The 26,641-nt window shown below is 38.2% G+C and carries 35 protein-coding genes; 7 read left to right on the forward strand and 28 right to left on the reverse strand.

What is annotated here, in order from left to right:
• Nucleotides 1-30 precede the first annotated feature (30 nt).
• The 5 genes from MLOOGBEN_RS04010 to MLOOGBEN_RS04030 form a co-directional block, all read right to left on the reverse strand.
• The gene (locus MLOOGBEN_RS04010) at nt 31-921 is read right to left on the reverse strand and encodes a superoxide dismutase (RefSeq protein ID WP_179156981.1); all 891 of its coding nucleotides are present in this window, start codon (nt 919-921) and stop codon (nt 31-33) included.
• A gap of 131 nt (nt 922-1,052) precedes the next feature.
• Nucleotides 1,053-1,541, reverse strand: a complete 489-nt coding sequence (locus MLOOGBEN_RS04015; protein WP_179156982.1) for a YpuI family protein — start codon at nt 1,539-1,541, stop codon at nt 1,053-1,055.
• A gap of 31 nt (nt 1,542-1,572) precedes the next feature.
• The gene (locus tag MLOOGBEN_RS04020; RefSeq protein ID WP_179156983.1) at nt 1,573-1,992 is read right to left on the reverse strand and encodes a hypothetical protein; all 420 of its coding nucleotides are present in this window, start codon (nt 1,990-1,992) and stop codon (nt 1,573-1,575) included.
• A gap of 99 nt (nt 1,993-2,091) precedes the next feature.
• Complete coding sequence (gene scpB / locus MLOOGBEN_RS04025; protein WP_179156984.1) at nt 2,092-2,679, reverse strand: SMC-Scp complex subunit ScpB; 588 nt, start codon at nt 2,677-2,679, stop codon at nt 2,092-2,094.
• Nucleotides 2,680-2,684: 5 nt separating this feature from the next.
• Nucleotides 2,685-3,440 carry a segregation/condensation protein A gene (locus tag MLOOGBEN_RS04030; RefSeq protein ID WP_179156985.1) on the reverse strand — a complete coding sequence of 252 codons (756 nt, stop codon included), beginning with the start codon at nt 3,438-3,440 and terminating at the stop codon, nt 2,685-2,687.
• A 198-nt stretch (nt 3,441-3,638) separates the two neighbouring features.
• Between MLOOGBEN_RS04030 and MLOOGBEN_RS04035 the strand changes: the two genes are divergently transcribed.
• Both MLOOGBEN_RS04035 and MLOOGBEN_RS04040 read left to right on the forward strand, forming a co-directional pair.
• Nucleotides 3,639-3,728 (forward strand): YjcZ family sporulation protein, encoded by a 90-nt coding sequence (locus MLOOGBEN_RS04035; protein WP_179156986.1) that lies wholly within the window; start codon nt 3,639-3,641, stop codon nt 3,726-3,728.
• A gap of 129 nt (nt 3,729-3,857) precedes the next feature.
• Nucleotides 3,858-4,379, forward strand: a complete 522-nt coding sequence (locus tag MLOOGBEN_RS04040) for a DUF309 domain-containing protein (protein WP_179156987.1) — start codon at nt 3,858-3,860, stop codon at nt 4,377-4,379.
• A 26-nt stretch (nt 4,380-4,405) separates the two neighbouring features.
• Here MLOOGBEN_RS04040 and MLOOGBEN_RS04045 read toward each other — a convergent pair whose 3' ends face one another.
• From MLOOGBEN_RS04045 to MLOOGBEN_RS04135, 19 genes are all read right to left on the reverse strand, one after another.
• Nucleotides 4,406-4,756 (reverse strand): GNAT family N-acetyltransferase, encoded by a 351-nt coding sequence (locus MLOOGBEN_RS04045; RefSeq protein ID WP_179156988.1) that lies wholly within the window; start codon nt 4,754-4,756, stop codon nt 4,406-4,408.
• A 372-nt stretch (nt 4,757-5,128) separates the two neighbouring features.
• Complete coding sequence (gene lysA, locus MLOOGBEN_RS04050) at nt 5,129-6,433, reverse strand: diaminopimelate decarboxylase (protein ID WP_179156989.1); 1,305 nt, start codon at nt 6,431-6,433, stop codon at nt 5,129-5,131.
• Nucleotides 6,434-6,590: 157 nt separating this feature from the next.
• A complete protein-coding gene (locus tag MLOOGBEN_RS04055) occupies nt 6,591-8,075 on the reverse strand; it encodes a spore germination protein (protein WP_368737756.1) in 1,485 nt (494 codons plus the stop codon).
• Entirely contained in the window at nt 8,038-8,637 is a 600-nt protein-coding gene (gene spoVAEA, locus MLOOGBEN_RS04060) for a stage V sporulation protein SpoVABEA (RefSeq protein WP_179156990.1), read from the reverse strand. Before spoVAEA ends, MLOOGBEN_RS04055 begins: the two co-directional genes overlap by 38 nt.
• Nucleotides 8,638-8,697: 60 nt before the next feature.
• Nucleotides 8,698-9,120, reverse strand: coding sequence for a stage V sporulation protein AB (locus MLOOGBEN_RS04065; RefSeq protein WP_179156991.1), 423 nt, complete (start codon nt 9,118-9,120; stop codon nt 8,698-8,700).
• The gene (locus MLOOGBEN_RS04070) at nt 9,110-9,730 is read right to left on the reverse strand and encodes a stage V sporulation protein AA (RefSeq protein WP_179156992.1); all 621 of its coding nucleotides are present in this window, start codon (nt 9,728-9,730) and stop codon (nt 9,110-9,112) included. The genes MLOOGBEN_RS04065 and MLOOGBEN_RS04070 overlap by 11 nt, the downstream gene beginning before the upstream one ends.
• A gap of 86 nt (nt 9,731-9,816) precedes the next feature.
• Nucleotides 9,817-10,575, reverse strand: a complete 759-nt coding sequence (sigF, locus tag MLOOGBEN_RS04075) for an RNA polymerase sporulation sigma factor SigF (protein ID WP_179156993.1) — start codon at nt 10,573-10,575, stop codon at nt 9,817-9,819.
• A gap of 12 nt (nt 10,576-10,587) precedes the next feature.
• A complete protein-coding gene (gene spoIIAB, locus MLOOGBEN_RS04080) occupies nt 10,588-11,028 on the reverse strand; it encodes an anti-sigma F factor (RefSeq protein WP_179156994.1) in 441 nt (146 codons plus the stop codon).
• Nucleotides 11,029-11,379 carry an anti-sigma F factor antagonist gene (spoIIAA, locus tag MLOOGBEN_RS04085; RefSeq protein ID WP_045517427.1) on the reverse strand — a complete coding sequence of 117 codons (351 nt, stop codon included), beginning with the start codon at nt 11,377-11,379 and terminating at the stop codon, nt 11,029-11,031.
• A 123-nt stretch (nt 11,380-11,502) separates the two neighbouring features.
• Nucleotides 11,503-12,672 (reverse strand): D-alanyl-D-alanine carboxypeptidase family protein, encoded by a 1,170-nt coding sequence (locus tag MLOOGBEN_RS04090; protein WP_179156995.1) that lies wholly within the window; start codon nt 12,670-12,672, stop codon nt 11,503-11,505.
• A gap of 124 nt (nt 12,673-12,796) precedes the next feature.
• Nucleotides 12,797-14,101, reverse strand: coding sequence for a pyrimidine-nucleoside phosphorylase (locus tag MLOOGBEN_RS04095; protein ID WP_179156996.1), 1,305 nt, complete (start codon nt 14,099-14,101; stop codon nt 12,797-12,799).
• A 22-nt stretch (nt 14,102-14,123) separates the two neighbouring features.
• Nucleotides 14,124-14,945 (reverse strand): purine-nucleoside phosphorylase, encoded by an 822-nt coding sequence (locus MLOOGBEN_RS04100; RefSeq protein ID WP_179156997.1) that lies wholly within the window; start codon nt 14,943-14,945, stop codon nt 14,124-14,126.
• 13 nt (nt 14,946-14,958) lie between these two features.
• Nucleotides 14,959-16,143, reverse strand: a complete 1,185-nt coding sequence (gene deoB / locus MLOOGBEN_RS04105) for a phosphopentomutase (protein ID WP_179156998.1) — start codon at nt 16,141-16,143, stop codon at nt 14,959-14,961.
• A gap of 210 nt (nt 16,144-16,353) precedes the next feature.
• A complete protein-coding gene (gene xerD / locus MLOOGBEN_RS04110; RefSeq protein WP_179156999.1) occupies nt 16,354-17,247 on the reverse strand; it encodes a site-specific tyrosine recombinase XerD in 894 nt (297 codons plus the stop codon).
• A 6-nt stretch (nt 17,248-17,253) separates the two neighbouring features.
• On the reverse strand, nt 17,254-17,481 hold the full coding sequence (locus MLOOGBEN_RS04115) for a YqzK family protein (protein WP_179157000.1): 228 nt from the start codon (nt 17,479-17,481) through the stop codon (nt 17,254-17,256).
• Nucleotides 17,482-17,631: 150 nt separating this feature from the next.
• Nucleotides 17,632-18,108 carry a ferric iron uptake transcriptional regulator gene (fur, locus tag MLOOGBEN_RS04120; protein ID WP_179157001.1) on the reverse strand — a complete coding sequence of 159 codons (477 nt, stop codon included), beginning with the start codon at nt 18,106-18,108 and terminating at the stop codon, nt 17,632-17,634.
• A gap of 110 nt (nt 18,109-18,218) precedes the next feature.
• Entirely contained in the window at nt 18,219-18,863 is a 645-nt protein-coding gene (spoIIM, locus tag MLOOGBEN_RS04125) for a stage II sporulation protein M (RefSeq protein WP_179157002.1), read from the reverse strand.
• Between the two features lie 162 nt (nt 18,864-19,025).
• Entirely contained in the window at nt 19,026-20,189 is a 1,164-nt protein-coding gene (locus MLOOGBEN_RS04130) for an endonuclease Q family protein (RefSeq protein WP_179157003.1), read from the reverse strand.
• Complete coding sequence (locus tag MLOOGBEN_RS04135) at nt 20,186-20,740, reverse strand: NUDIX hydrolase (protein ID WP_179157004.1); 555 nt, start codon at nt 20,738-20,740, stop codon at nt 20,186-20,188. Before MLOOGBEN_RS04135 ends, MLOOGBEN_RS04130 begins: the two co-directional genes overlap by 4 nt.
• Before the next feature lie 74 nt (nt 20,741-20,814).
• Between MLOOGBEN_RS04135 and mciZ the strand changes: the two genes are divergently transcribed.
• A complete protein-coding gene (gene mciZ, locus MLOOGBEN_RS04140) occupies nt 20,815-20,946 on the forward strand; it encodes a Z-ring formation inhibitor MciZ (RefSeq protein ID WP_179157005.1) in 132 nt (43 codons plus the stop codon).
• Between the two features lie 62 nt (nt 20,947-21,008).
• The gene (locus MLOOGBEN_RS04145) at nt 21,009-21,920 is read left to right on the forward strand and encodes an aldo/keto reductase (RefSeq protein WP_179157006.1); all 912 of its coding nucleotides are present in this window, start codon (nt 21,009-21,011) and stop codon (nt 21,918-21,920) included.
• Nucleotides 21,921-21,941: 21 nt separating this feature from the next.
• Here MLOOGBEN_RS04145 and MLOOGBEN_RS04150 read toward each other — a convergent pair whose 3' ends face one another.
• The 4 genes from MLOOGBEN_RS04150 to MLOOGBEN_RS04165 form a co-directional block, all read right to left on the reverse strand.
• Nucleotides 21,942-22,196: a YqkE family protein gene (locus tag MLOOGBEN_RS04150; RefSeq protein WP_179157007.1), complete on the reverse strand. Its 255-nt coding sequence runs from the start codon at nt 22,194-22,196 to the stop codon at nt 21,942-21,944.
• A 140-nt stretch (nt 22,197-22,336) separates the two neighbouring features.
• Nucleotides 22,337-22,993: a CoA transferase subunit B gene (locus MLOOGBEN_RS04155; RefSeq protein ID WP_179157008.1), complete on the reverse strand. Its 657-nt coding sequence runs from the start codon at nt 22,991-22,993 to the stop codon at nt 22,337-22,339.
• A gap of 23 nt (nt 22,994-23,016) precedes the next feature.
• On the reverse strand, nt 23,017-23,706 hold the full coding sequence (locus MLOOGBEN_RS04160; RefSeq protein WP_179157009.1) for a CoA transferase subunit A: 690 nt from the start codon (nt 23,704-23,706) through the stop codon (nt 23,017-23,019).
• Nucleotides 23,707-23,735: 29 nt separating this feature from the next.
• Nucleotides 23,736-24,923 carry an acetyl-CoA C-acetyltransferase gene (locus tag MLOOGBEN_RS04165; RefSeq protein ID WP_179157010.1) on the reverse strand — a complete coding sequence of 396 codons (1,188 nt, stop codon included), beginning with the start codon at nt 24,921-24,923 and terminating at the stop codon, nt 23,736-23,738.
• A gap of 279 nt (nt 24,924-25,202) precedes the next feature.
• Here MLOOGBEN_RS04165 and MLOOGBEN_RS04170 point away from each other — a divergent pair, with 279 nt between their 5' ends.
• The 3 genes from MLOOGBEN_RS04170 to MLOOGBEN_RS04180 all read left to right on the forward strand — a co-directional run bounded on the left by MLOOGBEN_RS04170 (nt 25,203) and on the right by MLOOGBEN_RS04180 (nt 26,610).
• Nucleotides 25,203-25,343: a hypothetical protein gene (locus MLOOGBEN_RS04170; RefSeq protein ID WP_179157011.1), complete on the forward strand. Its 141-nt coding sequence runs from the start codon at nt 25,203-25,205 to the stop codon at nt 25,341-25,343.
• A 173-nt stretch (nt 25,344-25,516) separates the two neighbouring features.
• Nucleotides 25,517-25,666 carry a hypothetical protein gene (locus tag MLOOGBEN_RS04175; RefSeq protein ID WP_179157012.1) on the forward strand — a complete coding sequence of 50 codons (150 nt, stop codon included), beginning with the start codon at nt 25,517-25,519 and terminating at the stop codon, nt 25,664-25,666.
• 32 nt (nt 25,667-25,698) lie between these two features.
• On the forward strand, nt 25,699-26,610 hold the full coding sequence (locus MLOOGBEN_RS04180) for an alpha/beta hydrolase (protein WP_179157013.1): 912 nt from the start codon (nt 25,699-25,701) through the stop codon (nt 26,608-26,610).
• Nucleotides 26,611-26,641: the final 31 nt, after the last annotated feature.

Consider the following 26,641-nt stretch of genomic DNA (forward strand, 5'->3'; position numbering starts at 1 on the left):
GGCAATCGACTTCATGCCGATTGCCTTCGTTCAAAATGCTGGCCATTTTATTTCAGATGCTTTATCAAACCTCATTTCAACATCATTCCAGTTAACTAGATTCCACCAATTGTCAACGTATTCAGCGCGTTTGTTCTTATATTGTAGATAATAAGCATGCTCCCAAACATCCAGAACCAGGAGTGGAATGGTGTCCCATTGCGTTAGCAGCATATGCCGTTCTGATTGTAAAATCTCAAGATGCCTTGCCCATGGCGACCATACAAGAATAGCCCACCCCACACCTTCAACCTGTTTTGCTGCTTCAGAGAACTGCTTTTTAAATTTATCGAAACTGCCAAAATAATTTTCAATTTCTCTCTTGAGGAGTCCTTGAGGGCTTCCCCCTCCTTTAGGTATCATGTTCTTCCAGAAAATCGTATGCAGATAATGCCCAGAGCCATGAAAAGCTAATTCTCTAGACCAATGTTTGATTAGCGAAAAATCATTGTTGTCTCTAGCTTTTTTTAAATTCATCTCCGCTTTGTTTAATCCCTCTACATAAGATCGATGGTGCTTATCATGGTGCAATCTCATGATTTCTTCCGAGATATAAGGTTCGAGGGCATTGTAGGCGTAAGGTAGATCCGGAAGTGTATGGCCTCCTGGCGGGACAGTTTTTTTCTCAACCCAGATACTCCCCACTCCTTCTTTACGAGAAAAATAACCTTCCATTTGTTCATGAATTTCCTCTGCTTTTGTTTGTAAACTGAGCATTTCATTATCTGATAATGATTGTCCTGTGTTTTCAATTAACTCTGTGAAATGCTCCAACTGCTCCCATAACTCTAAATTATCTTTCACATCTTCTGTTTCTAAGAAACTCTTCATTTCTTCATTCCATTCAAATAGTTCACGAACATACTGACTAAATCGATTCATTGTATCCCACCCTTTTTCGAATCTACCTAAAAGGTATGAAATTTATTTGCGATTATGAACAATTATGCATATGAGACGAACCTATATAACAGAAAAAACTGCCCTTACAAAAGGACAGTTTCAGAAAACATTTATTTCGATTGAATCATTTTCGTACGGTAATCTGTTTCATAGTATTCAAGTTCTTCTCTGACTCTTTGAAATTCTCCCTCGAGTCCTTTCACTAATTCTTGTACACTTTCAGGTACGCTTTTATAAAATTTGATTGAATTTCTTCCTGTATATGCGGAACGACTATCCTCAAACCAAGCATCATTTTTAGGAGAGAAGAACTCTTCAATACATTGATGAAAAATTCGATAAAGAGTTTTTTCTGCTGTTGCTTTCTGGAACGGTTCACTTAGCAAAATAACTGAGCACGCATCCAACCCTTCTTCACAATAAACAAGCAATTTTCTCAAGTTTGACAGTACTATTTTATAATAATTCGAATCTCCAGATAACTGTTGCTCCATCTGCGAAATGGTTGTTTCATTTAAATAACTTTCTAGAGTACTAATAGTAGTAGTTAAAAACCCTCCTACATCTTTAAGCTGCGATTTAACCAATGAATTTCCCATCCAAACACCCCTTTGAATTGTTTATTAACCACTATCTCGGCTGTTTAATGTAATCGAGCGGAGAACGCAGCTCGAATTTATTCTTTTGCTTAACAGCAAGTACTATTTCAGGTAATTTTTCAAAGTCAACATCTTGAAAATAAGAAGCGAATTCCTGTTTCGAATTAATGTATAAGCGTTTGCGATTGCGCAATCCAGGATTTTTGATTAAACACACCAAGGCAACAATGTCCTTGAAGGTTACTTGGATATTGTCTTTCGTGAAAATTGGGTTTTGCTGATAAGGAGTGAACTCCGAGAAGAATTCCTCAAAGTATCTAACATATAAAACATGCAGGGTCTTTTCCTCAGAATCTTCGAAAAATGTAACTTCACTTCTATTAAAGAAGTCTTCTGAAGTATTTGATTTTTCCTTTTCCAATTCGTATCCGATGCATTCTTTAATTAACAATTAAATCAATCCCCTTTGGTCATTAACTATCAGTTGAATCTTCGGAACTTCTTTGAATATTATTTCTATTTTATCACATCTAAAATAAATTGTTTATTTTTAAGAATTAATACTCTCCTGAAACTTATCAAAGAATAGGTCTGCTTCTTCTTGGACAAATTCTTCTTCGACTCTATCAGGCAGCTTGGGTAATTCCTCAATGTTTTTTAAACCGAAATAATCAAGAAATTCTTTAGTGGTCCCATATAGGTAGGCTCTCCCCGTTCCCTCCGCTCTTCCAACTTCCTTAATGAGGGCTTTTGTCATTAGGGTATGAAGTGGTCTCTCCGTTTTTACTCCGCGTATTTCTTCAATTTCAGCTCGAGTGATCGGCTGCTTATAGGCAATGATCGCCAATGTTTCCAAAGCTGCTTGTGAGAGGGCAGCAGTATTAGGTGAGTCCACAAGCCTTTTTAAGTACGTTGCGTTTTCTTTTTTTGTGGCAAGCTGATACGTACCTGCAAGCTGAACAATCATGATTCCACGTTTGCTATCCTTTTCATACACCTGTATTAATTCTTTTACTATTTCTTTAGCCTTTAGTTCCTCTACCTCCAGGACCTCTGCAACATGCTTTAAAGTAAGTCCTTCATCACCAGCCGCAAATAAAAGACTCTCTAAAATGCTATGCCAATTTATTATCTCCAAGCCCCTTACACTCCTTCTTGAATTGCATGAACAAAGATGTCCCCAAAGTTTTCATTTTGCTCTACATCAATTTCTTTTCTTTTGATTAGCTCCAAAACTGCCAAAAACGTCACAACAATATGTTCCTTTGCAGGAATTGGGAATAAATCATTGAAGTTTTTCCGGCCTTTTAAATGTTTTAACTCACTCATTATTTCAGTCATTCTTGTTTCAATGGATATTTCTTGCCTGGCAATTTTTGTGGCCAATGGCCGTTGCAGCTTTTTTCTTCTTAAAAGTTTCTGAAAAGCAGCCAACATATCATATAGGGTGATGTTTATTTCTGTTTTTTGTGGTTGTTTTTCCTTGGCAAAATCCGAAAGGTCGCTTGGAGGTTTCGTATACATAAGTCCGCGTTCTTCCTCCAGCGTCTTCAAATCATGCGCGGCTTCTTTATATTTTCGATATTCAATTAATCTTTCAACTAGCTCATCTCGAGGGTCTTCTTCATAAGTAATTTCTGAATTGAAGTCATCCAACTCCTCTTCATGCTTCGGTAACAGCATTTTACTTTTTATCGCTAAAAGGCTAGCTGCCATTACTAAAAACTCACTGGCAATATCCAATTTAAGTTCAGTCATTGTTTTAATATAGATTAAGTATTGCTCTGTTATTTGGGCAACAGGAATATCATATATATCTATTTCAAGTTGATTAATTAAATGGAGGAGTAAATCCAATGGTCCTTCAAATGCGTCAATTTTTACATTATAGTGTATCATCTTTCACCAGAATCCTTGAAGTAATTTTCATAAAAATCATGACTATTATTAGTATAGAGGATTCAAATACGTTATCCAATAGAAAAATCATTACCATCCTAAAATTTGAAAATGGGATGTTGACCTATAACACTGGACAAACACCCTACATATGATGAGAATGAAAAGAAAACAAAACATTATAGGAGGTATTTGAAAATGGCTGAAGGTTACGGTTTTGGAGGCGGATTCGCTTTAATCGTGGTTCTATTCATTCTGTTAATTATTGTAGGTGCTTCCTGGTTTTAATTAGAAACGCCAAAGTAAGCTAGCAACAAAGCCTGCCTTTTGGGGTGGGCTCTTTCTTTTGGAATTTTTCTGAAGAAATAATAATTATATGCTACACTGTACATAACTTAACTATATAGGGGTGATTTTTTGTACCCGGAGCATTATGTTCAATTTTTAGTTCATTTTAATGGTGATCGAGACTATTTTGAATGCCACGAAATTCTAGAGGAGTATTGGAAGGAATCTAGCGATAAGCAAAAGGATTCCATCTGGGTCGGCTTCATCCTATTAGCGGTGTCAAGGTACCATCATCGCCGGGGAAATTTTAAAGGTGCTGAAAGAACTCTGAAAAAAGCTATTAAAATCTTGTCCTTTAAGGCAAATGGTTTAACCATACAGGGCTTAGATGTGAATGTTTTATTCCCTTCACTCACAAAACTTCTTGAGGAAATCGGAAAAGAGGTAAGCTATCAAAGCATTAATCTACCTGTAATTGATCCTATTCTTTTAAAAGCATGTATTAAGGAATGTGAAGAATTAGGTTTTATCTGGGGAGAGAGAAGTAACTTAGAGAATGAATCAATCGTGCATAGACATAAATTACGAGATAGGACAATAGTCATTGAAGAACGTATGGAAGCACTAAGGAATAGAAAAGGCAACGAATAAAGTCTCGTCGCCTTTCAATGCTTTAGTTAGCAAAAGTCACATTTCTCAATAAATGGTGCTGTGTTGTCATTTGCGGTTATTTGCCTGTCGGGATACATATCCTTCAGAGCTTTAACCATTCTTTTTCCAACCCCTTGATAACGATGTGAGGGATTGACAGAAATATGTTGAATCATTAACTCAGAATTATCATCGTTTATTTGAACCCCAATAAGACCGATAATATCTTCTTCCTTCCAAAGAAAGAGCTGTAAGTTCTCTTCCGTTTCATACTCCTTAATGGTGAATTGGAGTTTCTTTAAGTCCTTTTCAGTCGGCATAAAGGACAACAAGCCCATGGCGATCTTTTCAAATGTTTTCTTATAACGAATTAACATAATAGCTCCCTCATTATATTAAGTAAACCCAGTTAGGGATAATATATTTTTTCCAACAAAATCATAAATAAACAGTTTTCTTTATAATATGTAGTCAAATTCGTAAAGTGTTTCATTATTGTCAATCATACATAATAAATGTTTATCTATCAATCCCAAGTATCATTATTTCGGTACAATAAAAACCCAATAGATAATCCCCCAAATAAGTGCTAGTCCTAAAAGAATACCAAAGACTTTCCAATTACTATTCTTCATAAGTTAACCTCCAAATATAATTTGAAGATAGCGTACATGTTGTCATTCTACACTATATATCAAAAATAATCCATTGGCCCAAATAAATAAACTGCCGCTTTGGCGGCAGCTCATTTATTTTAATGGCAGGTCTAATCGAAGTAAATCTTCGTATGTTTCTCTTTTTACAACAAGTGCTGCTTTCCCATTTTCAACAAAGACTACTGCTGGACGTGGAATACGATTATAATTATTTGCCATCGAATATCCATAGGCACCCGTACAAAAAACAGCAAGAAGATCATCATCTTCTGTTTCCGGAAGTGGTAAATCCCAAATCAGCATATCACCAGATTCACAGCATTTACCAGCAATAGAAACCTTACTCGATGCTTCTGCTAATGGCCTATTAGCAAGTACCGCTTCGTACTTCGCCTGATAAAGGGCTGGCCTAATATTGTCACTCATCCCGCCATCTACCGCTAAATATTTTCTCACACCAGGAACTTCTTTAGAAGAACCAATTTGATATAGTGTTGTACCCGCGTCACCAACAAGTGACCTACCAGGTTCTATCCAAATTTCTGGCATTGTCATCGAGTATTCCTGAATTAATCTCTTAACGTCTTTAATAATTTCACTAACATATTGTGAAGGTAGCAACGGTTCATCTTCACTAGTATAGCGAATCCCAAAACCTCCGCCTAGATTAAGTACTTTTGCTTCAAAGTTAAGTGTATTTCTCCATTGATTCATTTTACCAACAATTTTTTCAGCAGCGAGCAAGAAGCCGGTTGTCTCAAAAATTTGGGATCCAATATGACAATGCAATCCTAACACATCAAAGTGATTACAACGAAGCGCAGTCACTAAAGCTTCCTCCGCTTGTCCATTTTGTAAATCAAAACCAAATTTCGAATCTTCCTGACCAGTTAAAATATAATCATGAGTATGTGCTTCAATTCCAGGAGTAACCCTGAGTAATATGCTTACTGTTGCATCTTGTTCCATACAGATTGTTTTTAAAAGTTCCAATTCATAAAAATTATCAACTACGATACAGCCAATTTTGTTGTCTAACGCCATTTTTAATTCTTCTCTGCTTTTATTGTTTCCATGAAAGTGAATTCTTTCAGCCGGAAATCCAGCAGCAATAGCAGTATATAACTCTCCGCCTGAGACTACATCAAGAGATAACCCTTCCTCCTCAGCAAGCTGAAGCATAGCGATTGTAGAAAAGGCCTTACTGGCATATGCAACCTGTGCCTTTACATTTTGCTCTTCAAAGGTCTTTTTAAATCCTCTAGCTCTTTCCCTCATTAATGAAACGTCATAAACATAGAGAGGAGTTCCAAATTGCTCGGCCAATTCTACTGCATCTACTCCGCCTATTTCCAAATTACCCTTGCCGTTTACGCCCGTTGTCCCGTAAAAATACATTCCCTTCCCTCTCTCCGTAAAGACTCTTTATTAGTCTATGGTACGTGCTTAAAAAAGTAATAACTAAATAGACAGAATCCACAAAGGATACTGCCTATTTTTATCCTTTTAGATAATTAAAAATACTTTAGCATAACCGAATCTTTTCCGCAATAAATTATTCTCCATCCGGCGGCTGACGATAGCGATTCCTAGGATGTACAATGCTTGGACGAAGGATTGATCCTGGAATGGCCCGTCGGAAAATAATTTGTAAGAATCCCTTTGGTTCAAATGGGAGAAATGGCCAAAAATACGGTGTATTTAAAGTGCGTGTAGTAACTAGGTGAATAAACAACAAGGTAGAACCAATTACAAAACCTGGTGTATGGAAAATCGATACGAGAATGACTAAAATTATTCTGCCTATTTTATTTGCAACACTTAGTTCATAGCTCGGTGTAGTAAATGATCCTATACCTGCCACCGCAACATAGAGGATTACTTCATGAACAAACAAACCAACTTCAATAGCAATCTGACCAATCAATACAGCAGCGATTAAACCCATCGCTGTGGATAGCGGAGTAGGTGTATGTATTGCTGCAATTTTTAAAAATTCAAGTCCAAAATCAGCTAATATTATCTGGAAGACTATTGGTATATTCGTTTGTTCATTTGGGCCTATAAAAGAGAGCCTATCCGGTAATAAGGAAGGTTCTAATACAAACAACAGCCACAAAGGAAGTAAAAATATCGATGTTAGAATACCTAGAAACCGAGACCAGCGCATAAAGGTCCCCATAACCGGAGCCTCACGGAATTCCTCAGCATGCTGGACATGATGGAAATAAGTAGTTGGTGCGATAATTACACTTGGCGAAGTATCAACATATATAATTACATGTCCTTCTAATATATGAGCAGCAGCTACATCTGCTCTTTCCGTATACCTTACTAACGGATAAGGATTAAATCCTTGTTTTAATATGAACTCTTCAATTGTTTTATCTGCCATCGGTATCCCATCAATTTTAATGGCATTGAGCTCTTTCCGAATGATATTCACTAAATCAGGATCTGCTACGTCTTCTAAGTATCCAATTGCAACATCTGTTTTTGATCGTTCCCCTACCTTTAATATTTCCATACGAAGTCGTTCATCGCGTATTCTTCTTCTTGTTAACGCAGTATTAATAACAATATTTTCAACAAACCCGTCACGCGAGCCTCTTACTACTTTTTCTGTGTCTGGTTCCTGTGGTGACCGGCCTGGGTAGCTTCTGACGTCAACAGCGAAGGCAGTATCTGCACCTTCTACAACAACTACTATTAAACCAGATAGAACCTGGGTGACCATTTCATCAAGTGTTTTAATCGGACTGACCGATTGATTGACGAGCCGGTTTTCAACAATTTTAACAAGGTCTGCAGACAATTTCTCATGGTCATTTATGCGCACTAATTCTTCTACAGTTTCAATTATGAATTGAGTATCACATAAACCAGTTATCCAGTAAAAATGCACATCTTTTTTGAGAATTTTTAGTTTTCGGACACCAAAGTCAAAACTTATGCCCAAACCGACTCGCTGTTTCATGTAATGTTCAATTTCTTGCAGTGACTCAGGTATCGGCCAAGCCGTTTGATTCTCTCTCGTCACGAAACCCACTCCTTTCGAGTATTAACTCTACTGCTTTTTTTGTAATGGGTGCCCCGCGTTCATAGTGGTCACGCCGCGCCATTTTACCTACATCTCCGATTCCAACGATAATCGGAACATCTAGTTCATCAAGACAGTAAACGGTATCTCCATTTAATCTTCCAATCTCAAGCTCTGGTATTCCATGTTTATCTACACCATAAGGAGTTAATTCACCATCTCGATCGAAACTTACATCTATTCTTGTCCACTCTGCCTGATGGGTTTTTGCAGCAACAGCAATAATACCCAAAACTTCAATATCCTTATGGGCGGCGACATATTTCAACGCTCGTTCACCTGCACCTTCCCCAACAAGTCCGCTGTCATCAAACATTACTAATACTGGGTCATTTGCTGCCTTTTTAATTAATTTTACAAGTTCCTCCCCTGTCAGAGCAGAAGGATTCCCATGGGACTGTGTAATACAACGCCCGCCTACTTCATGGGCGACACACTCTACTGCCCTCTTTGCATACTCATCACCATCAGTAATTAATATAACCCGCCTGCGAATACTCATTCTTGGATGTCCTTTCAAATTGAAATGCAGAAGGCGCCTAGAGCTAGACACTGCCCGACGTTAATGATGAACAAAATAGACCCATTGAAAAATTGACCCCGCTATTTTTCCTAATACAATCGCCATTATTAGGATGATAATTTTCCCATCAATCCCTAACCTCTTTGCAAGAACAGGAAATACATTTAAAGCCTCTGTGAGCCCTGCGGCTAACATTCCAACAAAGACACCTCCGACTAACCCAAGAGGCAGCATAAAGTATGGAGATAAGCCTAAAATTGGATCTCTCAAGCTCCCAGCTACACCCGTTAAAGCCCCCAAAAAAACAGCCCATTCATAGTGTCGGATCATTTTCATGGTTTTAGATAACTGTGTCAGCCTCGGGATGATTCCGAGTACTGTTAAGAAAGCTACAAAACCTGAACCAACTGCTAATCCACCTGCAAATCCAATAAACATAACTGCTATCACTTTAATTGTCATTAGTCTCTTTCATACTTTCCTTGTTTTCATGAATGATCACATAGTTATCTAAATCCATTTGATAGTTAAACATCTCTACTTCCAGGGGACTGGGTTCTTCGTTAATCCTTTTTTGAAATACGTGATTAAAGAATAAAATCATTCCAAGACCTAACCCAATGGAGTAAGGAATTTGAAATATCCATGGCTTAGAATCTTCCACTCCAGTAATAATTCTGTATAACTTTTCTTGAACACTTCGCATACTGACATCGTCATGAAAATTCATAATGGCCATAGCTGAACCAAAAAATAATAAAAACCAGATTAAGATAAAAAAAGGAAACGACATTTGTCTTTTCTTTATTATCACTTCTATAATCGTTTGTGCTGGTCCAATGGTTTGAACTTCTACATCCTCGATTAAACTTGAAATCAATCTAATTACTTTCATCACATCAATGATAATAATGTTTTTGTCCTTTTCGGATATTTGATGGACTTTTAGTTTTTTTAATTCAGCGATTACTGTTTCTGGAGCAATAATCTGAGCTATATCCATTAAATAGATACTTTCCTCCGGTTTTGCCATAACACGATTCCGCATGCGGATGTAGACTGTTTTTTCCAAAACATTCACTCCCCACACAATGATTTCCTTGTATATCTAGTATGAGCAAAAATTATATTTTTACTAAAAAAAGACCGAATGGATCATCAGAGATCCATTCGGTCTTTCATTTGCTGCAATATTTTTTTTTCGAGTCTTGACACTTGCACCTGAGAAATTCCCAGTCTCACCGCTACTTCCGATTGCGTTTGATCCTTATAATAACGTAAATAGACAATGAGCCGCTCACGTTCGTCCAATTCTCGAATCGCTTCTTTTAAGGCAATTTTATCGAACCATTTGCCTTCATTTCCGTCATCAATCTGATCTAATAATGTAATAGGGTCTCCATCATTTTCATATACTGTCTCGTGAATCGAAGATGGCGTCCTACTTGCCTCTTGGGCTAGAATAACATCCTCTGGTGAAAGCTGAAGATGCGCTGAAATCTCGTTAACCGTTGGAATTCTTCCATATGTTTTCGATAATTCATCCTTCGCTTTTCTAATTCGGTTGCCCATTTCCTTTAATGAACGGCTAACCTTTACCGTCCCATCATCACGTATGAATCTTTGTATTTCACCAATAATCATTGGAACCGCATAGGTAGAAAATTTCACATCATAGGAAAGATCAAACTTATCTACAGATTTCAGCAGTCCGATACATCCAATTTGAAAAAGATCATCTGGATCATATCCCCTATTTAGAAACCGCTGGACAACGGACCAAACAAGACGCATATTTTTTTCAGCAATAAGGTCTCTTGCCGCTTGGTCTCCGTCTTGGCTTTTCTTAATAAGTTCCTTAACTTCATGGTCCTTTAAATACGTTTGCGCTTTATCTTTTTTGACCTCCACATCCATTGGCAAGTCTCCTTAATTGCATAGCATTTTGCTTGTGTGTAAATGCTTTTTTAGTCTTACTTCGGTTCCTTTACCTGGCTGTGTGAGAACCTCAACCTCATCCATGAAATTTTCCATGATAGTGAATCCCATACCAGATCTTTCTAAATCTGGTTTCGTTGTAAATAATGGCTGTCGAGCTTCCTCCACATCTACAATACCTTGTCCGACATCTTTAATCGAAATATCCACTACATTATCTTCAATGGTTACCTGGATATAAACAATTCCGTCAGGGTCATTTTCATAACCATGTATAATAGAGTTAGTTACTGCTTCAGAAACAACAGTTTTGATTTCAGTCAGTTCATCCATTGTAGGGTCAAGCTGTGCAATAAATGCAGCAACCGTGACACGGGCAAATGATTCATTTTGACTTAAAGCACTGAATTGAAGATTCATTGAATTCTTCACTCAGGCCACCCCCAATCTTTGCAATGCAAACTCTTCAGTCGGTTCCAGCTTGATAATTTTAAACATCCCCGACATATCGAATAATCGTTGTATTGCTGGGGAAATCGCACAAACGACCATTTCACCATGCACCTGCTTGATTTGCTTATACCGCCCTAAAATGACACCTAACCCAGAGCTGTCCATAAATGAAAGCTGTTCTAGATTCAAAACTATATGACGAATATCATTTTTTTCAATTGCACTAGCAGCTTGTTCTCGTAATTCGTCCGCTGTATGATGATCGAGCTCGCCGCTTAATCGCAGCAATAAAACATCATGTTTTATTTCCATTTCAATGTTAAGACTCACTATCCCTAGCCTCCTTCATCTGGTATAGTGAGTCAATTCGTTACCGTTAGAGCAATCTCCTTCTATCAAGACAAAACTAGTTGAAATTTGCTAAAAAAAGTTAGGTTTCGACAATTAGTTATACTACTTTCCTGCTTTTGTGAACATACCGAATGAACGTTTATAAAGCGTCCACCAGGTTGCTTCTTTTACGTTGTTTTTCGCAACTAACTCACTTTCAAGCACTACTTTTCCATCTTTCACAAGTTGAATACTTCCAACCTTATCTCCTTTTTGAATGGGAGCGTTAAGGTTTTTATCAAGTGTAACTTTTTGTTTAACATCCTCTGTTTTTTCACCTTTTTTAGTAAGTAAAGATAGAGGTTCACTTGTTACGGCCTCAACTTTCTTGTCTTTCCCTTTGTTAACATGAGCGTTGCCAATTACTTCATTTCGCTTGAACATTGGGTGCGTTTGGTATTGGGCAAACGCATAATTTAGCATCTTTGTCACTTGGGCATTTCTTTCTTTTGAAGTCGGTGCTCCAAATACAACAGCAATGACTCGCATACCATCCTTTTGTGCGGTTGCTGTCAGACAATACTTCGCTTCAGCAGTGAATCCTGTCTTTAATCCATCTACTCCTGGGTAAAAGCGAACTAATTTATTGGTATTAACAAGCCAGAATTTTTTATCCGTATTCTCACGAAGATACGCTTCATACATTCCAGTAAACTTTGTTATGTCTTCATATTTTAATAGCTCCTTGGCCATTACCGCCATATCGTGTGCGGAACTATAATGACCGCTTCCAGGAAGACCAGTAGTATTTTTAAAAATCGAATTCTTTAAACCAAGTTCTTTTACTTTGTTATTCATCATGTCAACAAAGGCTTCTTCTGATCCAGCAATTTTCTCGGCCATAGCTACCGATGCGTCATTTCCAGAGCCAATCGCAATACCTTGGAGCATTTGCTTTACCGTCATTTCTTCTCCAGGTTCAAGGAAGATTTGCGACCCCCCCATTGAGGCAGCATATTCACTAGTTCGGACACTTTCATCCCATTTGAGTTTTCCTTGATCAATTGCTTCCATAATTAGAAGCATGGTCATAATTTTTGTCATGCTTGCAGGCGGGAGCTCCTCATTACTATTTTTCTGATAAAGAATTTGACCCGTGTCACGCTCAATTAAAATAGCGGATCTTACATTATCTGTTATATCGGTACTCGTTTTTTCTTCTGCTGATACAGATGGAATCCATAAACTTGTAAGTAACAAGGCTATTACTAGTAAAGAAATATATCGTTTCATTCGCATAACCCTCCATTCTTTATATAGATTCCATTTTTTCCAAATCCACCAACTTTATACAATATTTTCCTTACAATAAAATAAAAAGGTCCAGGATTTTTTCCTGGACCTCTACTCATAGGCTCTATTCTGTTATTTCTTCATGAATTAAGATTGGCGCCTCAACTTTTTGAGAAGAAATGATAATATTTTCATAAAGCATTGCTTTTACTTCACTTACATCTTCAAAATTACTGTAAATTGTTACTAACGATTCACCTTTTTTCACCTGATCGCCGATTTTCTTTCTTAAAACAAGACCTACAGCTAAATCAATTATGGACTCTTTTGTCGCTCTTCCTGCTCCTAATTTCATTGCAGCTGTTCCTACTTCATCCGCAACAATTTCAGAAACATAACCATCTTCTTTCGCCTCCAGCTCGAATGTAAATTGAGCTTGCGGCATTTTTGAAGGATCATCAACAATTGATGCATCTCCACCTTGTGAGCTCAGGAAGACTTTAAACTTTTCAAGTGCAGAGCCATCTTTAATGACATGTTCAAGCATCGTGCGTGCTTCTGCTAAAGAACTTGCCTTTTCTGCTAAGTAAACCATGTGACTCCCCAGAGTTAAACAAAGCTCTGTTAAGTCCTCCGGACCTTCACCCTTTAAGGTATCAATCGCTTCCTTCACTTCAAGTGCATTTCCAATCGCAAATCCGAGCGGCTGACTCATATCAGAAATAACTGCCATCGTTCGTCTTCCAACATTGTTTCCTATACCTACCATTGCTTTCGCCAGTTCTCTTGAGTCATCAATTGTCTTCATGAAGGCACCAGCACCCGTTTTTACATCTAGAACAATGGCATCAGCACCTGCTGCGATTTTTTTGCTCATGATTGAGCCTGCAATTAATGGAATACTATTTACGGTTGCTGTTACGTCTCTTAACGCATATAACTTTTTATCAGCAGGTGTTAAGTTACCACTTTGCCCAATTACGGCAATTTTGTTTTTGTTAACTAAATTAATGAATTCCTCGTTCTCGATTTCAACATGAAAGCCTTTTACTGCTTCTAATTTATCAATCGTTCCGCCGGTGTGTCCTAAACCGCGCCCTGACATTTTTGCAACCGGTACATCAAGCGCTGCAACAAGCGGTCCCAGTACAAGTGTTGTTGTATCCCCTACTCCGCCAGTTGAATGCTTATCTACTTTAATTCCTTCGATTTGTGATAAATCAATTTGATCACCAGATTCAACCATTGCCATCGTTAAATCCGCTCTTTCTTTTTCTGTCATCCCTTGAAAAAAGATTGCCATCGTTAGAGCGCTAACCTGATAATCTGGTATAGAACCATCTGTGTAACCATTGATAATATATTTTATTTCTTCTGTAGTTAGTTCAAGTCCATCTCTTTTTTTCTCAATTAAGTCAACCATTCTCATACAAATCACCACTTTTACAAGATTATTTAGCTATGCTTTTAACAATTTCTTTTATATATAATAGAAAATTAGCTTTTACTCTTTCTGTTGTTTCAATAACTTCTTCATGTGATAAAGGCTGGTCTAGAATTCCTGCAGCCATATTCGTAATACAAGAAATTCCAAGGACCTTCATCCCGCCATGGCGGGCAACAATCACTTCAGGTACTGTTGACATACCAACAGCGTCTCCTCCTAGTGTTCTAACCATTCTAATTTCTGCTGGAGTTTCATAGACTGGTCCCGAAAATCCGAAATATACTCCTTCTTTTATATTAATATTTAAGCGGGCAGCAATCTCTTTCGCTGCATTCCGCAATTCTTTTGTATAGGCTTCTGACATATCAGGGAATCGGGGACCAAATTTTGAATCATTTGGACCTATTAAAGGATTAGCACCTGTAAAATTAATATGATCACTAATAATCATAAGATCTCCCGCTTCGAAGCTTTCATTAACACCACCCGCAGCATTCGTTACGATTAACATGTCCACACCTAATTCTTTCATCACTCGTACAGGGAAGGTTACTTTGTCCATACCGTACCCTTCATAAAAATGGAAACGACCTTGCATCGCAACCACTTCTACACCCTCTAAAATTCCAAAAACAAGCTGTCCGGCATGACCTTCAACAGTTGAAATTGGAAAATCAGGTATCTCATTGTATGGTATCTTAACAGGATTCTCAATTTCATCAGCTAGAACACCAAGACCAGAGCCTAAGATAAGTCCGATTTTTGGTGTATTTGAATATTTCTCTTTTAAAAAGTCTGCTGCATTTTGAATTTTTTCGATATTCATATTCATACCCCTTTTATTTTAGTTCATTTAAAAAGCTTTTTCCGAAGTTAGGCATTTTCACTTTAAAGTTATCTGCAACTGTTGCCCCAATATCAGCGAAGGTTTCGCGAATAGGAAGTTCTTTACCTTCTGCCATTTTCTTTGAATAAACAATTAATGGTACATATTCACGTGTGTGATCCGTTCCTGGTGCTATTGGATCATTTCCGTGGTCCGCTGTAATGATTAATAGATCATCATCTTTTAACTTAGCAAACACTTCTGGTAATCGGACATCATATTCTTCAAGTGCTTTTCCATAGCCTTCTGGATCGCGGCGATGTCCATAAAGTGCATCAAAATCAACTAAATTTAAGAAGCTCATACCCGTAAAATCCATATCCAGTGTTTGTACTAGCTTATCCATACCATCCATATTAGAAATTGTTCTTAGAGACTGGGTAACTCCTTCTCCATCATAAATATCTGAGATTTTCCCGATCGCAATTACATCTAAACCTGCATCTTTCATCTCACTCATAACCGTTCTATCAAATGGTTTTAATGCATAGTCATGACGATTAGCTGTTCTCTTAAATTTGCCTGGTTCACCCAAGAATGGACGAGCAATAACACGGCCGACCATGTATTTTTCATCAAGGGTTAACTCGCGCGCGATTTTACATATTTTATATTGCTCCTCAATTGGAACAATTTCTTCATGTGCTGCAATTTGGAGTACAGAATCTGCAGAAGTATAGACAATCAATGCTCCCGTTTTCATATGCTCTTCCCCAAGCTCATCGAGAATTTCTGTTCCACTAGCAGGTTTATTGCCAATTATCTTTCTTCCCGTACGTTCTTCCAAATCGGAAAGAAGTTCATCTGGGAAACCATCAGGGAATACTCGGAAAGGTGTTTGGATATTCAACCCCATAATCTCCCAGTGGCCTGTCATGGTGTCCTTTCCGTTCGAGGCCTCCATCATTTTAGTATAGTAGGCCAAGGGCTTTTCAGTTTTTTCAATCCCCTTGATTTCTCGAATATTGCTTAAACCTAATTTTCCCATGTTGGGCATAATTAGACCGTTCATTCTTTCAGCAATATGCCCAAGGGTATCTGCACCTTGATCACCGAACTTTTCTGCATCAGGTGATTCACCAATCCCAACAGAGTCCATCACAATTAAAAATATTCGTTTATATGTATTTAATGCCATTCTAGTCTTCCTCCTTTTTCTAAAATAACCTTGCTCATTAATAAAAATAGATTACCCTTATTAAAATAGGATTATTTACACTCTTAAAAAATTAACGTCAGAAGTCTGACCTCTATATTTTACTAAACTCTAGTAAAATTACAAGAAAAAGCTGCACATAAATATGGCAGCTTTCCGACATTTTTAAATTCTTATGAAACTAGAATCCTATTAAGCCCTTGGGTGGAATTTACTATATACATCCTTTAACCTCGTCTTCGAGAACTGCGTGTAAATTTGCGTAGTAGAAATATCAGCATGTCCCAGCATTTCTTGGACTGCTTTTATATCTGCTCCATTTTGTAAAAGATGTGTCGCAAATGAATGACGGAGTGTATGCGGTGTTAACTCATTCTTAATGCCAGCATCATTTGCAAGTTTTTTTAAAATTTTCCAAAATCCTTGACGCGATAGCCGCTTTCCATGGTGGTTTAGGAATAATGAATCTTCCGTACGATTCTCCAGTAGAAAATTTGGTCTTCCATACTCAAGGTACCTTTTTAATGCTACTGCTGCTGGTCCTCCTACAGGAATAATTCGCTCTTTATTGCTTTTTCCGATGACAGAGACGAAACCCATTGTTAAATTAACATGTTCTACATCAATATGAATAAGTTCACTGACACGAATACCTGTAGCATAAAGGATTTCTAGCATTGCCTTATCCCTTAATGCAAAATGCCCTTGTCCATTAGATATATCTAAAAGTTTTTCTACTTCCTCTAAACTTAAAACTTTCGGTATTGACCTTTCTGACTTAGGAATCTCAATAAAGATTGATGGATCCTGATTCGCAGCATGTGTACGTAATAAAAATTGATGGAAAGCACGTATGGAAGCCACATGCCTAGCCAAGGTTTTCGGAGATTTCCCTTGCTCCTTTAAAAAATTTAAGAATTGAACTATATGAACCCTCTGTACATGATTTAAAGTTTCAATTGCTTCAACGTTTATTAAGTAGCGAAGATAGTTTTTCAAATCTCGTTCATATGATAGCAGCGTATTCTTTGCCACCCTCTTATCTACCAGTAAAAACTGCATAAAATTTTTCAAATATTCACCCATTGAATACTACTCCCCATTTAAGTAAAACAAAATCAGCCGATCCAGCCAGAAAGGATTCTCATCCTTATTTAGTGTGGAAACCTTTAATGCAGAGCCTTCTGGTGAATCATAACGATGGTAATTTTGGTACTCCTCATTTACCCACATAATACCATAATAAAAGAGTATCGTGCACCCGGTGAATATGATAAAAACCTTTAAGGTTTGTAGTACTACTTTAATAAAAGAGAACATTTACCTTCCCCCAAACAATCATCCTAGTAAAAGATATGCCAATTTGTCCACCTTTTATACCTAAAGGTAGTGTTTTGGCGAATATATTTTATGAGAATTGGGAAAGAGAAATGAAAAAAGCCCCTTTTAATTAAAAAGGACCTTTGATTATTATTCTGCTTTTTCTTCTGCTTTTTCTTCTGCTTTTCCTTTATCTAGGCACCGATAGCAAATACCATGAAATGTGAGACGGTGGTCTTTAATCTTAAAATTCCATCTGCGTTCCACCACTGCCTCCACATCTTCAAGCAGGTCTTCTTGAATTTCATCAACTGCTCCACATTCAATACAAACAAGATGATGATGAAAATGTGCTGCCCCTTCTTGGCGAAGATCATAACGGGAAACTCCATCACCAAAGTTAATTTTATCTACAATTTTCAATTCAGTTAATAGCTCAAGTGTACGATAAACAGTTGCCAATCCAATTTCAGGCGACTTTTCTTTAACGAGGAGGTATACATCTTCTGCACTTAAATGATCCTCTTCATGCTCTAACAAAACCCGAACGGTTGCTTCACGTTGAGGTGTTAGCTTATAACTTGACGAATGCAAATGCTTTTTAATTCTCTCAATCCTAGTTTCCATACCGAAGTCCCTCCCTCGCCGCTGCTATTCTCATTATAACAGATGAGAAAGAGGTGTCAAAATAAAATTATTATAAACAACAGATTATATTTATTATTAGCTGATAATTTTTATAAATCGAGCGACCCCATCATTGTTTTCATCAGCCATGGTGATACATAAGCCTCTACTCCTGAGGCAGCAGAAATAAGAATTACAGCAACTATGAAGGTGAGAATATAGTTTTTAAAAAATGGCAAGATTGGTTGTCCAGATGTCTTAAAGAATTGTTTTTTAATCATTCTCAATGAGAATATTACCGATAAAGCAGCCATCAAAATGAAAACGGGAATGATAATCAAATTTTGTGGGAGAATGGATACAAACGCAAGTAAAAATCCCTTCAATCCCAATTGACTAACGAGGAAACCAACAGTAAAACCTACCACTAGACCTTTAATAAATAATAGAATGAGAATCACCGGCAGTCCAATAATCGAAATTCCCAGTATCCAAATGAGCCCAATGAACTTGCTGTTATGGAGAAAACTTTGGGCAAATAAATCATTATTTTCTGCAACTTTCCCATTAAGAATTTGACCAAAAAATTGTGATAAGTAATAAAATAAATCTTCCTTTTGCGTAATGCTCATGCTATTCACAACAATTGCTCCGAAGATTACACCCATTAAAAATAATATGACAATAAATAAAAAAATTGAGGAATGCTCACGGAAATAACTAGCGGCATCGTTCTGGTAAAATCGTTTCTTCATATGCAGTCCCTCCTATTTCTCCTAATCAGTTATTACATTTTATGCCTTTCTAGTATTTCTATGACGATAAATTAATAGATTTTCATTTTTAAAAGAGGGCGTAAAAATCAAAAACCTGGCAGATTTAGTATCTCTGCCAGGTTTTTTAATAGAAATATTAAATTAGTCTGCAATTTTGCCGTATTTTCCTCCGCCGCCTGCCGCTAAAGTAACTTTACCTTCTCTTGCTTTCATGATTAATTCAGCAATTTTTGGTGGAACCACCTCATTTAATGCTTGTGACGGTACTTCATGCAAAATTGCCATTTCAGAACCAAAATGATTCAGGAGTTTTTCGAGTAATTTTGGTCCTAGTCCCGGAATAAAATCTAGCGGGACTTGATGGACATAGGGAGGACGCCCTTCTGGACTCTTTTCAGCAGTCTTTAACTCCAGAATTCGGTCGGCTACACCTTTAATGATTTTTTTGTTACCGCATTGAGTACAAATTTGGTCGTCCTCACTAGCTGGATGTAAACATTCTGCACAGACAGTTTTGTGATATTTACCAAGGAGCGGATCTAATCCGTAATTCGCTAGAATATGTCGTCCGTCCTCTTTCCTTAATGCCATTCCTAATTCTTTAAATGATGGTTCCTTCATCGATATCACCTGATATTCGCGGGCAATTTTCGCTAAGGAGTGCGCGTCGGAATTAGTCACAAAAGTATAGTTGTGTAATTCTTTTATCTGATCTGCCATCATGGTATTAGAACTCAAACCAAGCTCAATCCCATCAATCAGGTCTGGGTCGAATACTTCTGTTAACGATGTATTGACACCTTTACCATATAGACTTTTAAAAGGAGTAAACACATGTGCAGGAATAAAGATTCCGCCTAATTCTTTAACCTTTTTTTGCAAATCGAGACCTGATGCGTAAATCCGCTGCGAACTCAACTGGACATTTTTCAAGTGCCCAGACAGCCAATTAGAGAACTCCCTCATAATAGAAATTGTAGGAAAAAACACAAGAACATGTATCGGACCATTGCATTGTTCGTCATAGATTTCTAACTCGGAACCGGGGATTATCGTTAAATCACCGAATGCTAAGCCTCCATCTGGATGTTCAAATATGTCTCCACTCGAAACAAGGCTTTCCATTTCAAGGATTACTTCTGGTGAGTGGCTGTCAATAATTCCAATCATATTCAGACCTTTTTCATGCCTTGCATGCTTGATGATATTAGTAAACGTTAATGATTTCGCACCTGTTATTTTTACAGGCTTACCAGTCCAGGTTCTTCCAATATGAATATGTAAATCTACATAATAGCGGTTCATTTTTTTACTAATGCCTCTTGCAGCTGTAAATATTGAACGGCATAGGCGGTTTTAGCATCATAAATTTTTTGTTCTTTTATATACTTAATGGCTTCATCCAGTGTTAATTCCTCAATGTTCACAAATTCATCTTCATCAAGTGCTGCTGCATTTTCTTTCTTCGTTAATCCTTCGGCAACATATAAATGAACAATCTCATCTGCAAATCCAGGTGATGTATAGAATGAGACGAGCAGCTCTAGACTTTCACATTCATACCCTGTCTCTTCCTCTAACTCCCGACGGGCACAAAGAGCAGGTTCTTCGCCTTGTTCTAACTTTCCTGCTGGTATTTCAACAATCGTCCGCTCAAGTGCTTTACGAAATTGCTCTACCATAACAATTTTTTTATCGTCGGTGATAGCCAAAATAGCGACAGCACCTGGGTGTTTAATTATCTCTCTTTTTGACTGCTTTCCATTTGGAAGCTCAACATCCTGAAGGTGAAGACTTATGACTTTACCTGAAAAAATTTCTTCGCTATGTATTGTCTTTTCAATAAGATTACTCATCTATATCAGCTCCTGTTCTATTTCGTTACTTGCTGCTCATACATTTTACCATACATTATTTGGAGGGGTATGGGATGAAGGTATACGTGCATGAAAAGGGAATTATTCTTGTTGGTAAGGGATGGGAAATTGTCCAAAAGCTAAAGGAATACAATAAGGATTATTCCACAGTTACTGAATGGATTGATAAAGTCGCTCCAAAATAGCCTTTCCATTTGTAGTCTTCCCCGGACTTTATTAAAATTATAGAAAGGACGGGGTGATACTTTTGAAAAAGAGAAAACTGGGAAACTCAGATTTATGGGTTACGGAATTAGGCTTAGGCTGTATGTCGATTGGCATAGAGGAGAAAGCAGCTAGAGAGATTATCGAGGCTGCATTGGAAGAAGGAATAAATTATTTTGACACTGCAGATTTATATGATTTTGGTGAAAATGAAAAAATCATTGGGACAGCTTTAAAGGAAGTTCGTGATAATGTAATTATTGCAACAAAGGTTGGAAACCGTTGGAAATCCGACAAATCAGGCTGGTCTTGGGATCCGTCCAAATCGTACATTAAGGAAGCAGTCAAACAAAGCTTGAAACGACTTGGCACCGATTATATTGACCTATACCAGCTACACGGCGGGACAATTGAGGATCGGATTGATGATGTGATAGAGGCTTTTGAAGAATTAAAGGCGGAGGGACTTATTCGCTATTATGGAATCTCCTCCATACGCCCAAATGTCATTCGTGAGTATGTAAAAAAGTCTTATCTTGTTTCTGTGATGATGCAATATAGTATTTTGGACCGCCGTGCAGAGGAGGAAGCTTTGCCATTTCTGGATGAGCATGGAGTTAGTGCAGTAACCCGTGGTCCTCTCGCAAAAGGACTTCTAACCGATAAAATGCTCAAAAAGGTGTCACAGAAAGGATATCAAGACTATAGTCAGGAAGAGCTTCTTCATGTCTTACCAGCCCTAAAGGACAAGCTAGCAGGTGACCGCTCATTTACTGAAATAGCGTTTCAATACAATTTGGCACATCCTGCTGTTGCCTCGGTCATTGCCGGAGCCAGTAGTCCAGAACAAGTAAGAGCCAATTCCCACGCTATTAATAGCCAGTCTTTAACCGAAGATGAAATAGCTCTGATAAAAACATTTTCTAAGGCAGCATTTTATAAAGAACATCGTTAAACAGGAGACCGATTTGGTCTCCTATTTAAATTCCTTCCAGTTCATGCCGCTCTCGTTGAGCAGCTCTTCGAAAGATTTATTTTTCTCTTTTAAACGGCGTTCTTCTCGTTTCCGTTGCTCTTCTGCTTCTTTCTTACGCTCTTCTGCTGCCTTGAGCTGGTCCTGCTGTTCTTTTAACTGTTTGATTAATTCTGGATTGATCATATCTTTAAGCGTTACCGCTGTTTCTTCTTTTTTTGGTTTAGATTGATTTTTTTGTTTCGATTTCTTTTTCATCCTAAACTCCCCCATGTTTCATGATTTCATATGTATTATAGCATTATAATAGAAAGGCTGTGTTAAATTGGGCTGTTGATTTGTGTTACACAGCCAATAGAAAAAACAGGCTGTTATGATAAACAGCCTGCTGGACTTTCTTAATAAGCTTCGAGAACTACGTTTTCATCCACTGCCAAGGAAGCTTCTGTTGAGTTCACAACATCGTCAACTGTATACCCTGAGGCAACTTCAACAAGCCTTAATCCTGATTGAGTTACATCCATTACCGCCCGTTCGGTGATAATTCGATGAACGACACCTTTTCCGGTTAACGGCAGTGTGCATTCTTTTAATATTTTTGATTCGCCGCGCTTGTTTACATGCTCCATAATGACAATGATTTTCTGAGCTCCATGGACAAGATCCATCGCACCGCCCATTCCCTTAATCATTTTACCAGGTATCATCCAGTTTGCGAGGTCTCCATTCTCAGAAACCTCCATGCCTCCTAGGATAGCCAAATTGATATGTCCGCCGCGAATCATCGCAAATGATTCAGCACTATCGAAATAGGATGCACCACTAATGGCAGTTACCGTCTCTTTTCCAGCGTTTATTAAATCAGGATCGACTTCTTCCTCCGTTGGATAAGGACCAATTCCAAGTAATCCATTCTCCGATTGCAGAACAACCTGCTTATTTTCGGATATAAAATTAGCTACCAGCGTTGGCATCCCAATTCCTAAGTTCACATAAAAACCGTCTTCGATTTCTTTCTCTGCCCTTATTGCAATTCTCTCTCTAACTGAGACCATTGGTACTTTCTCCTTCCAGCAATCTATTTTGTAACTGTCATTCGCTCAATCCTTTTTTCCTGCTTGCCTTCTATTATCATCTGAACGTAAACACTCGGTGTGTGAATAAAGTTCGGATCAAGTTCCCCGATTTCACAGAGTGTTTCCACTTCAGCAATCGTTACCTTTCCGGCTGCAGCAATCATCGGATTAAAGTTTCTTGCTGTTTTGTGATAAACGAGATTTCCCATCTTGTCGCCCTTCCACGCCCGAACAAGGCTGAAATCAGCAGTCAACGCCTCCTCTAGCAGATACTCTCTACCATTAAAGACCTTTGTTTCCTTACCATCGGCAATCGGTGTTCCTACCCCTGCAGGAGTATAGAATGCCGGAATTCCCGCACCGCCTGCTCTTATTTTTTCCGCTAACGTGCCTTGTGGTGTCAGTTCTACTTCAAGCTCGCCTGCTAAAACCTGTCTCTCAAACTCTTTATTCTCTCCTACGTAGGAGCCTATCATTTTCTTAATCTGTTTATTTTTCAAAAGCGGCCCAAGGCCCCAATCATCAATTCCGCAGTTATTCGAAATGACAGTTAAATCCTTTACTCCTTTATCTACCAACGCTAAGATTAGATTTTCAGGAATTCCGCACAAACCAAAACCGCCGACCATCAACGTGGCTCCATCTTGTATATCCGCGACCGCTTCCTGGAAGGATGTACTAATTTTCTTCATCGTGCTTGTTCTCCCCTCATTTTTAAGCTTTACGCTAGCTCAACGATCGTTGCTACCCCTTGACCGCCGCCAATACAAAGTGTTGCCAATCCCTTTTGTGCGTTTCTCCGTTTCATTTCATGAATCAGCGTTACAAGAATTCTTGCACCGCTTGCGCCAATTGGGTGACCAAGTGCAATCGCACCGCCATTAACATTTAATATTTCTTTATTAAAATGAAGTTCACGGTCAACAGCCAGTGATTGGGCAGCAAATGCCTCATTCGCTTCAATTAACTCGAGTTCTTCCATAGAAATAGACGTTTTTTCCAAAACCTTTTTTACCGCTGGAACTGGACCGATTCCCATAATGCTTGGATCAACACCAGCACTTGCATTTCCTTTAATCACTACTAATGGCTTTATCCCTAGTTCGTCCGCTTTTTTCCTGCTCATCACAACTAAAATTGCTGCTCCATCATTGATTCCGGATGCATTTCCAGCTGTTACACTGCCATCTTTTTTGAAGGCTGGACGTAATCCGGCAAGTTTTTCGGCTGTGCTGCCCTTTTTCGGATACTCATCCGTATCAAAAACAATTGGATCTCCTTTGCGCTGAGGAATGACAACAGGGACAATCTCATCTTTAAACTTACCTTCCTCAATTGCCTTAACAGCCTTCTCTTGACTCCATGCAGAGAATTGATCCTGCTCTTCCCTCGTAATGGAATATTTTTCTGCCAAGTTTTCAGCTGTAATTCCCATATGATATTGATTAAAAACACAAGTCAATCCGTCGCTAGTCATAGTATCTATTAATTTTTGATCACCCATTTTAAAGCCTTCACGGGCATTTTTTAATATGTAAGGAGCTTGGTTCATGTTCTCCATTCCACCAGCAACAATAATTTCAGCATCCCCTGCTAGAATTGCCTGAGTCGCCAGGTGAACAGCCTTTAATCCTGATCCGCAGACTTTATTGATTGTCATTGAGGAAACACTTTCAGGTATTCCTGCTCTGATAGCAGCCTGTCTTGCAGGGTTTTGACCAAGACCAGCCTGCAGCACATTTCCTAAAATAACTTCGTCCACTTGTTCTGGTTTTATGCCTGCTTGTTCGAGTGCTCCCTTGATAACAGTTGCCCCTAATTCAGGTGCTGATACATTTTTTAAGCTTCCGTTAAAACTTCCTAATGCTGTACGTACTGCACTAACAATTACTACTTCTGTTTGGCTCATTTTTTATCTCTCCTTTTATGTATTATTACCTTATACTATTTCGAGCCCGGACACAGAAAATCCTCTTATTTTGTCAAAATTTCATTTATTTTTGACTTTTTAGAATTTAATACCTCTAGAAATGAAATCTTCCTTCCTTCCTCCCTCCTCTATAGAGTCAGATTGAAAGCGGCTATTTCAAGCCTCTTGCCCAACCGTTATAGTTTTTTAACATGAATAATCAAGCTCCCATATAAGCACCTTATTAAATGAAACCACTTCGAAGGGAGTCTGACGATTATGAGCCAAAAACGAGATAAAGGATTCAGCCAAAAAGGTAAGGATTACGCCGAATCTGCAGGTACAGGAAAGCGAATGATTTCTGCCGAGGAAATAGAAAAAGCAATTCATCCTACTAAGAGACAAAATGCTGAGCAATAAGAAAAGCGGAAGCGCCTTGCTCAGAGGCGACAGGCATAAGACGAGCCGGCGAGAAGGTTGCTTTTTAACCTTCTTGACGGATTGTTAGAAAAGTGGAGACGACTGCTCTGGGACGAAGCAATAAGACGAACCCTGCATGAAGGCGTTTTTTGCCTTCTTCAGGGGGCGGCTTATTGCTCGAGTCCCAAGGAGCCGCAACTAGACATGCTTATGACCCCGAGCCTCTAGGCGCTGGAGCTAGACATAATTATATTTTTCATAAGCCGCTACATGGAGTTAGCGGCTTTTCCTATGTTAAAATAAAAGCCAATGTTACCAAATAATTACTATTCGAGGACCTTTTGGAGGTGTATTTGTGAGAAAAGCGTTACGAGCTCTTTTACTTTCATTCTTATTTACATTTTCTTTAGGTTTTTATTTTACTAATCGGCTTATGTATATGAAGAAGAAGGATGAGCAATTTATTGTACAGCGTGAACAGGAAGCGGGGAGATTCATTCCCGAACATTTCGAGTCACTTCCTAAACGCGAGGTAATCATTGAGTCACCCTTCGGCTATCCTATAAAAGCTCTGCTGGTTGAGCCGCACGAGTCCAATCGCTATGTGATTATCTCCCATGGTGTGACAGAAACAAAAATTAATTCAATAAAATATATGAATCTTTTTTTAGAGCGAGGATTTAATGCCATCATTTACGACCATCGGCGCCACGGAGAGTCTGGGGGAAAAACAACCAGCTTTGGTCACTATGAAAAGTTTGATTTAAAAGCTGTTATTGATTGGTTGAAAAAGGAGAAGGGACCGACTCTTACACTCGGTATCCATGGTGAATCAATGGGAGCGGCTACGATGCTGTTGTATGCTGGAATGCTTGAGGATGGTGCTGATTTTTATATTGCAGACTGCCCGTTCTCTGACCTGAAAGAGCAGCTTTCTTATCAACTCAAAAAAGAATACAAGATGATTCCATCGCTGTTAATTCCGATTGCAGATTTTATTTTACGCTTTCGTGAAAAATATTCGATCCGTCATGTCTCACCCATCTCAGTTATTGAAAATATTAAACATCCTATTCTTTTTATTCACAGCGAAAACGATGATTTTATTCTTCCAGCCATGACGAAGGAATTATATGAGAAAAAGCAAGGTCCAAAAATGCTTTATCTCGCTGCAAAGGGCCGCCATGCTCAGTCTTTTAACGAAAATCCTGATGATTATCGCAGAGTCATTGATAAATTTTTGTCTAAATACGTTGAGAATGCATAAACACATGATAGAATTTCTTTTTATCTGCGTT

The organism is Bacillus sp. EB106-08-02-XG196, from assembly GCF_013396335.1.
Taxonomy (GTDB): domain Bacteria; phylum Bacillota; class Bacilli; order Bacillales; family Cytobacillaceae; genus Neobacillus.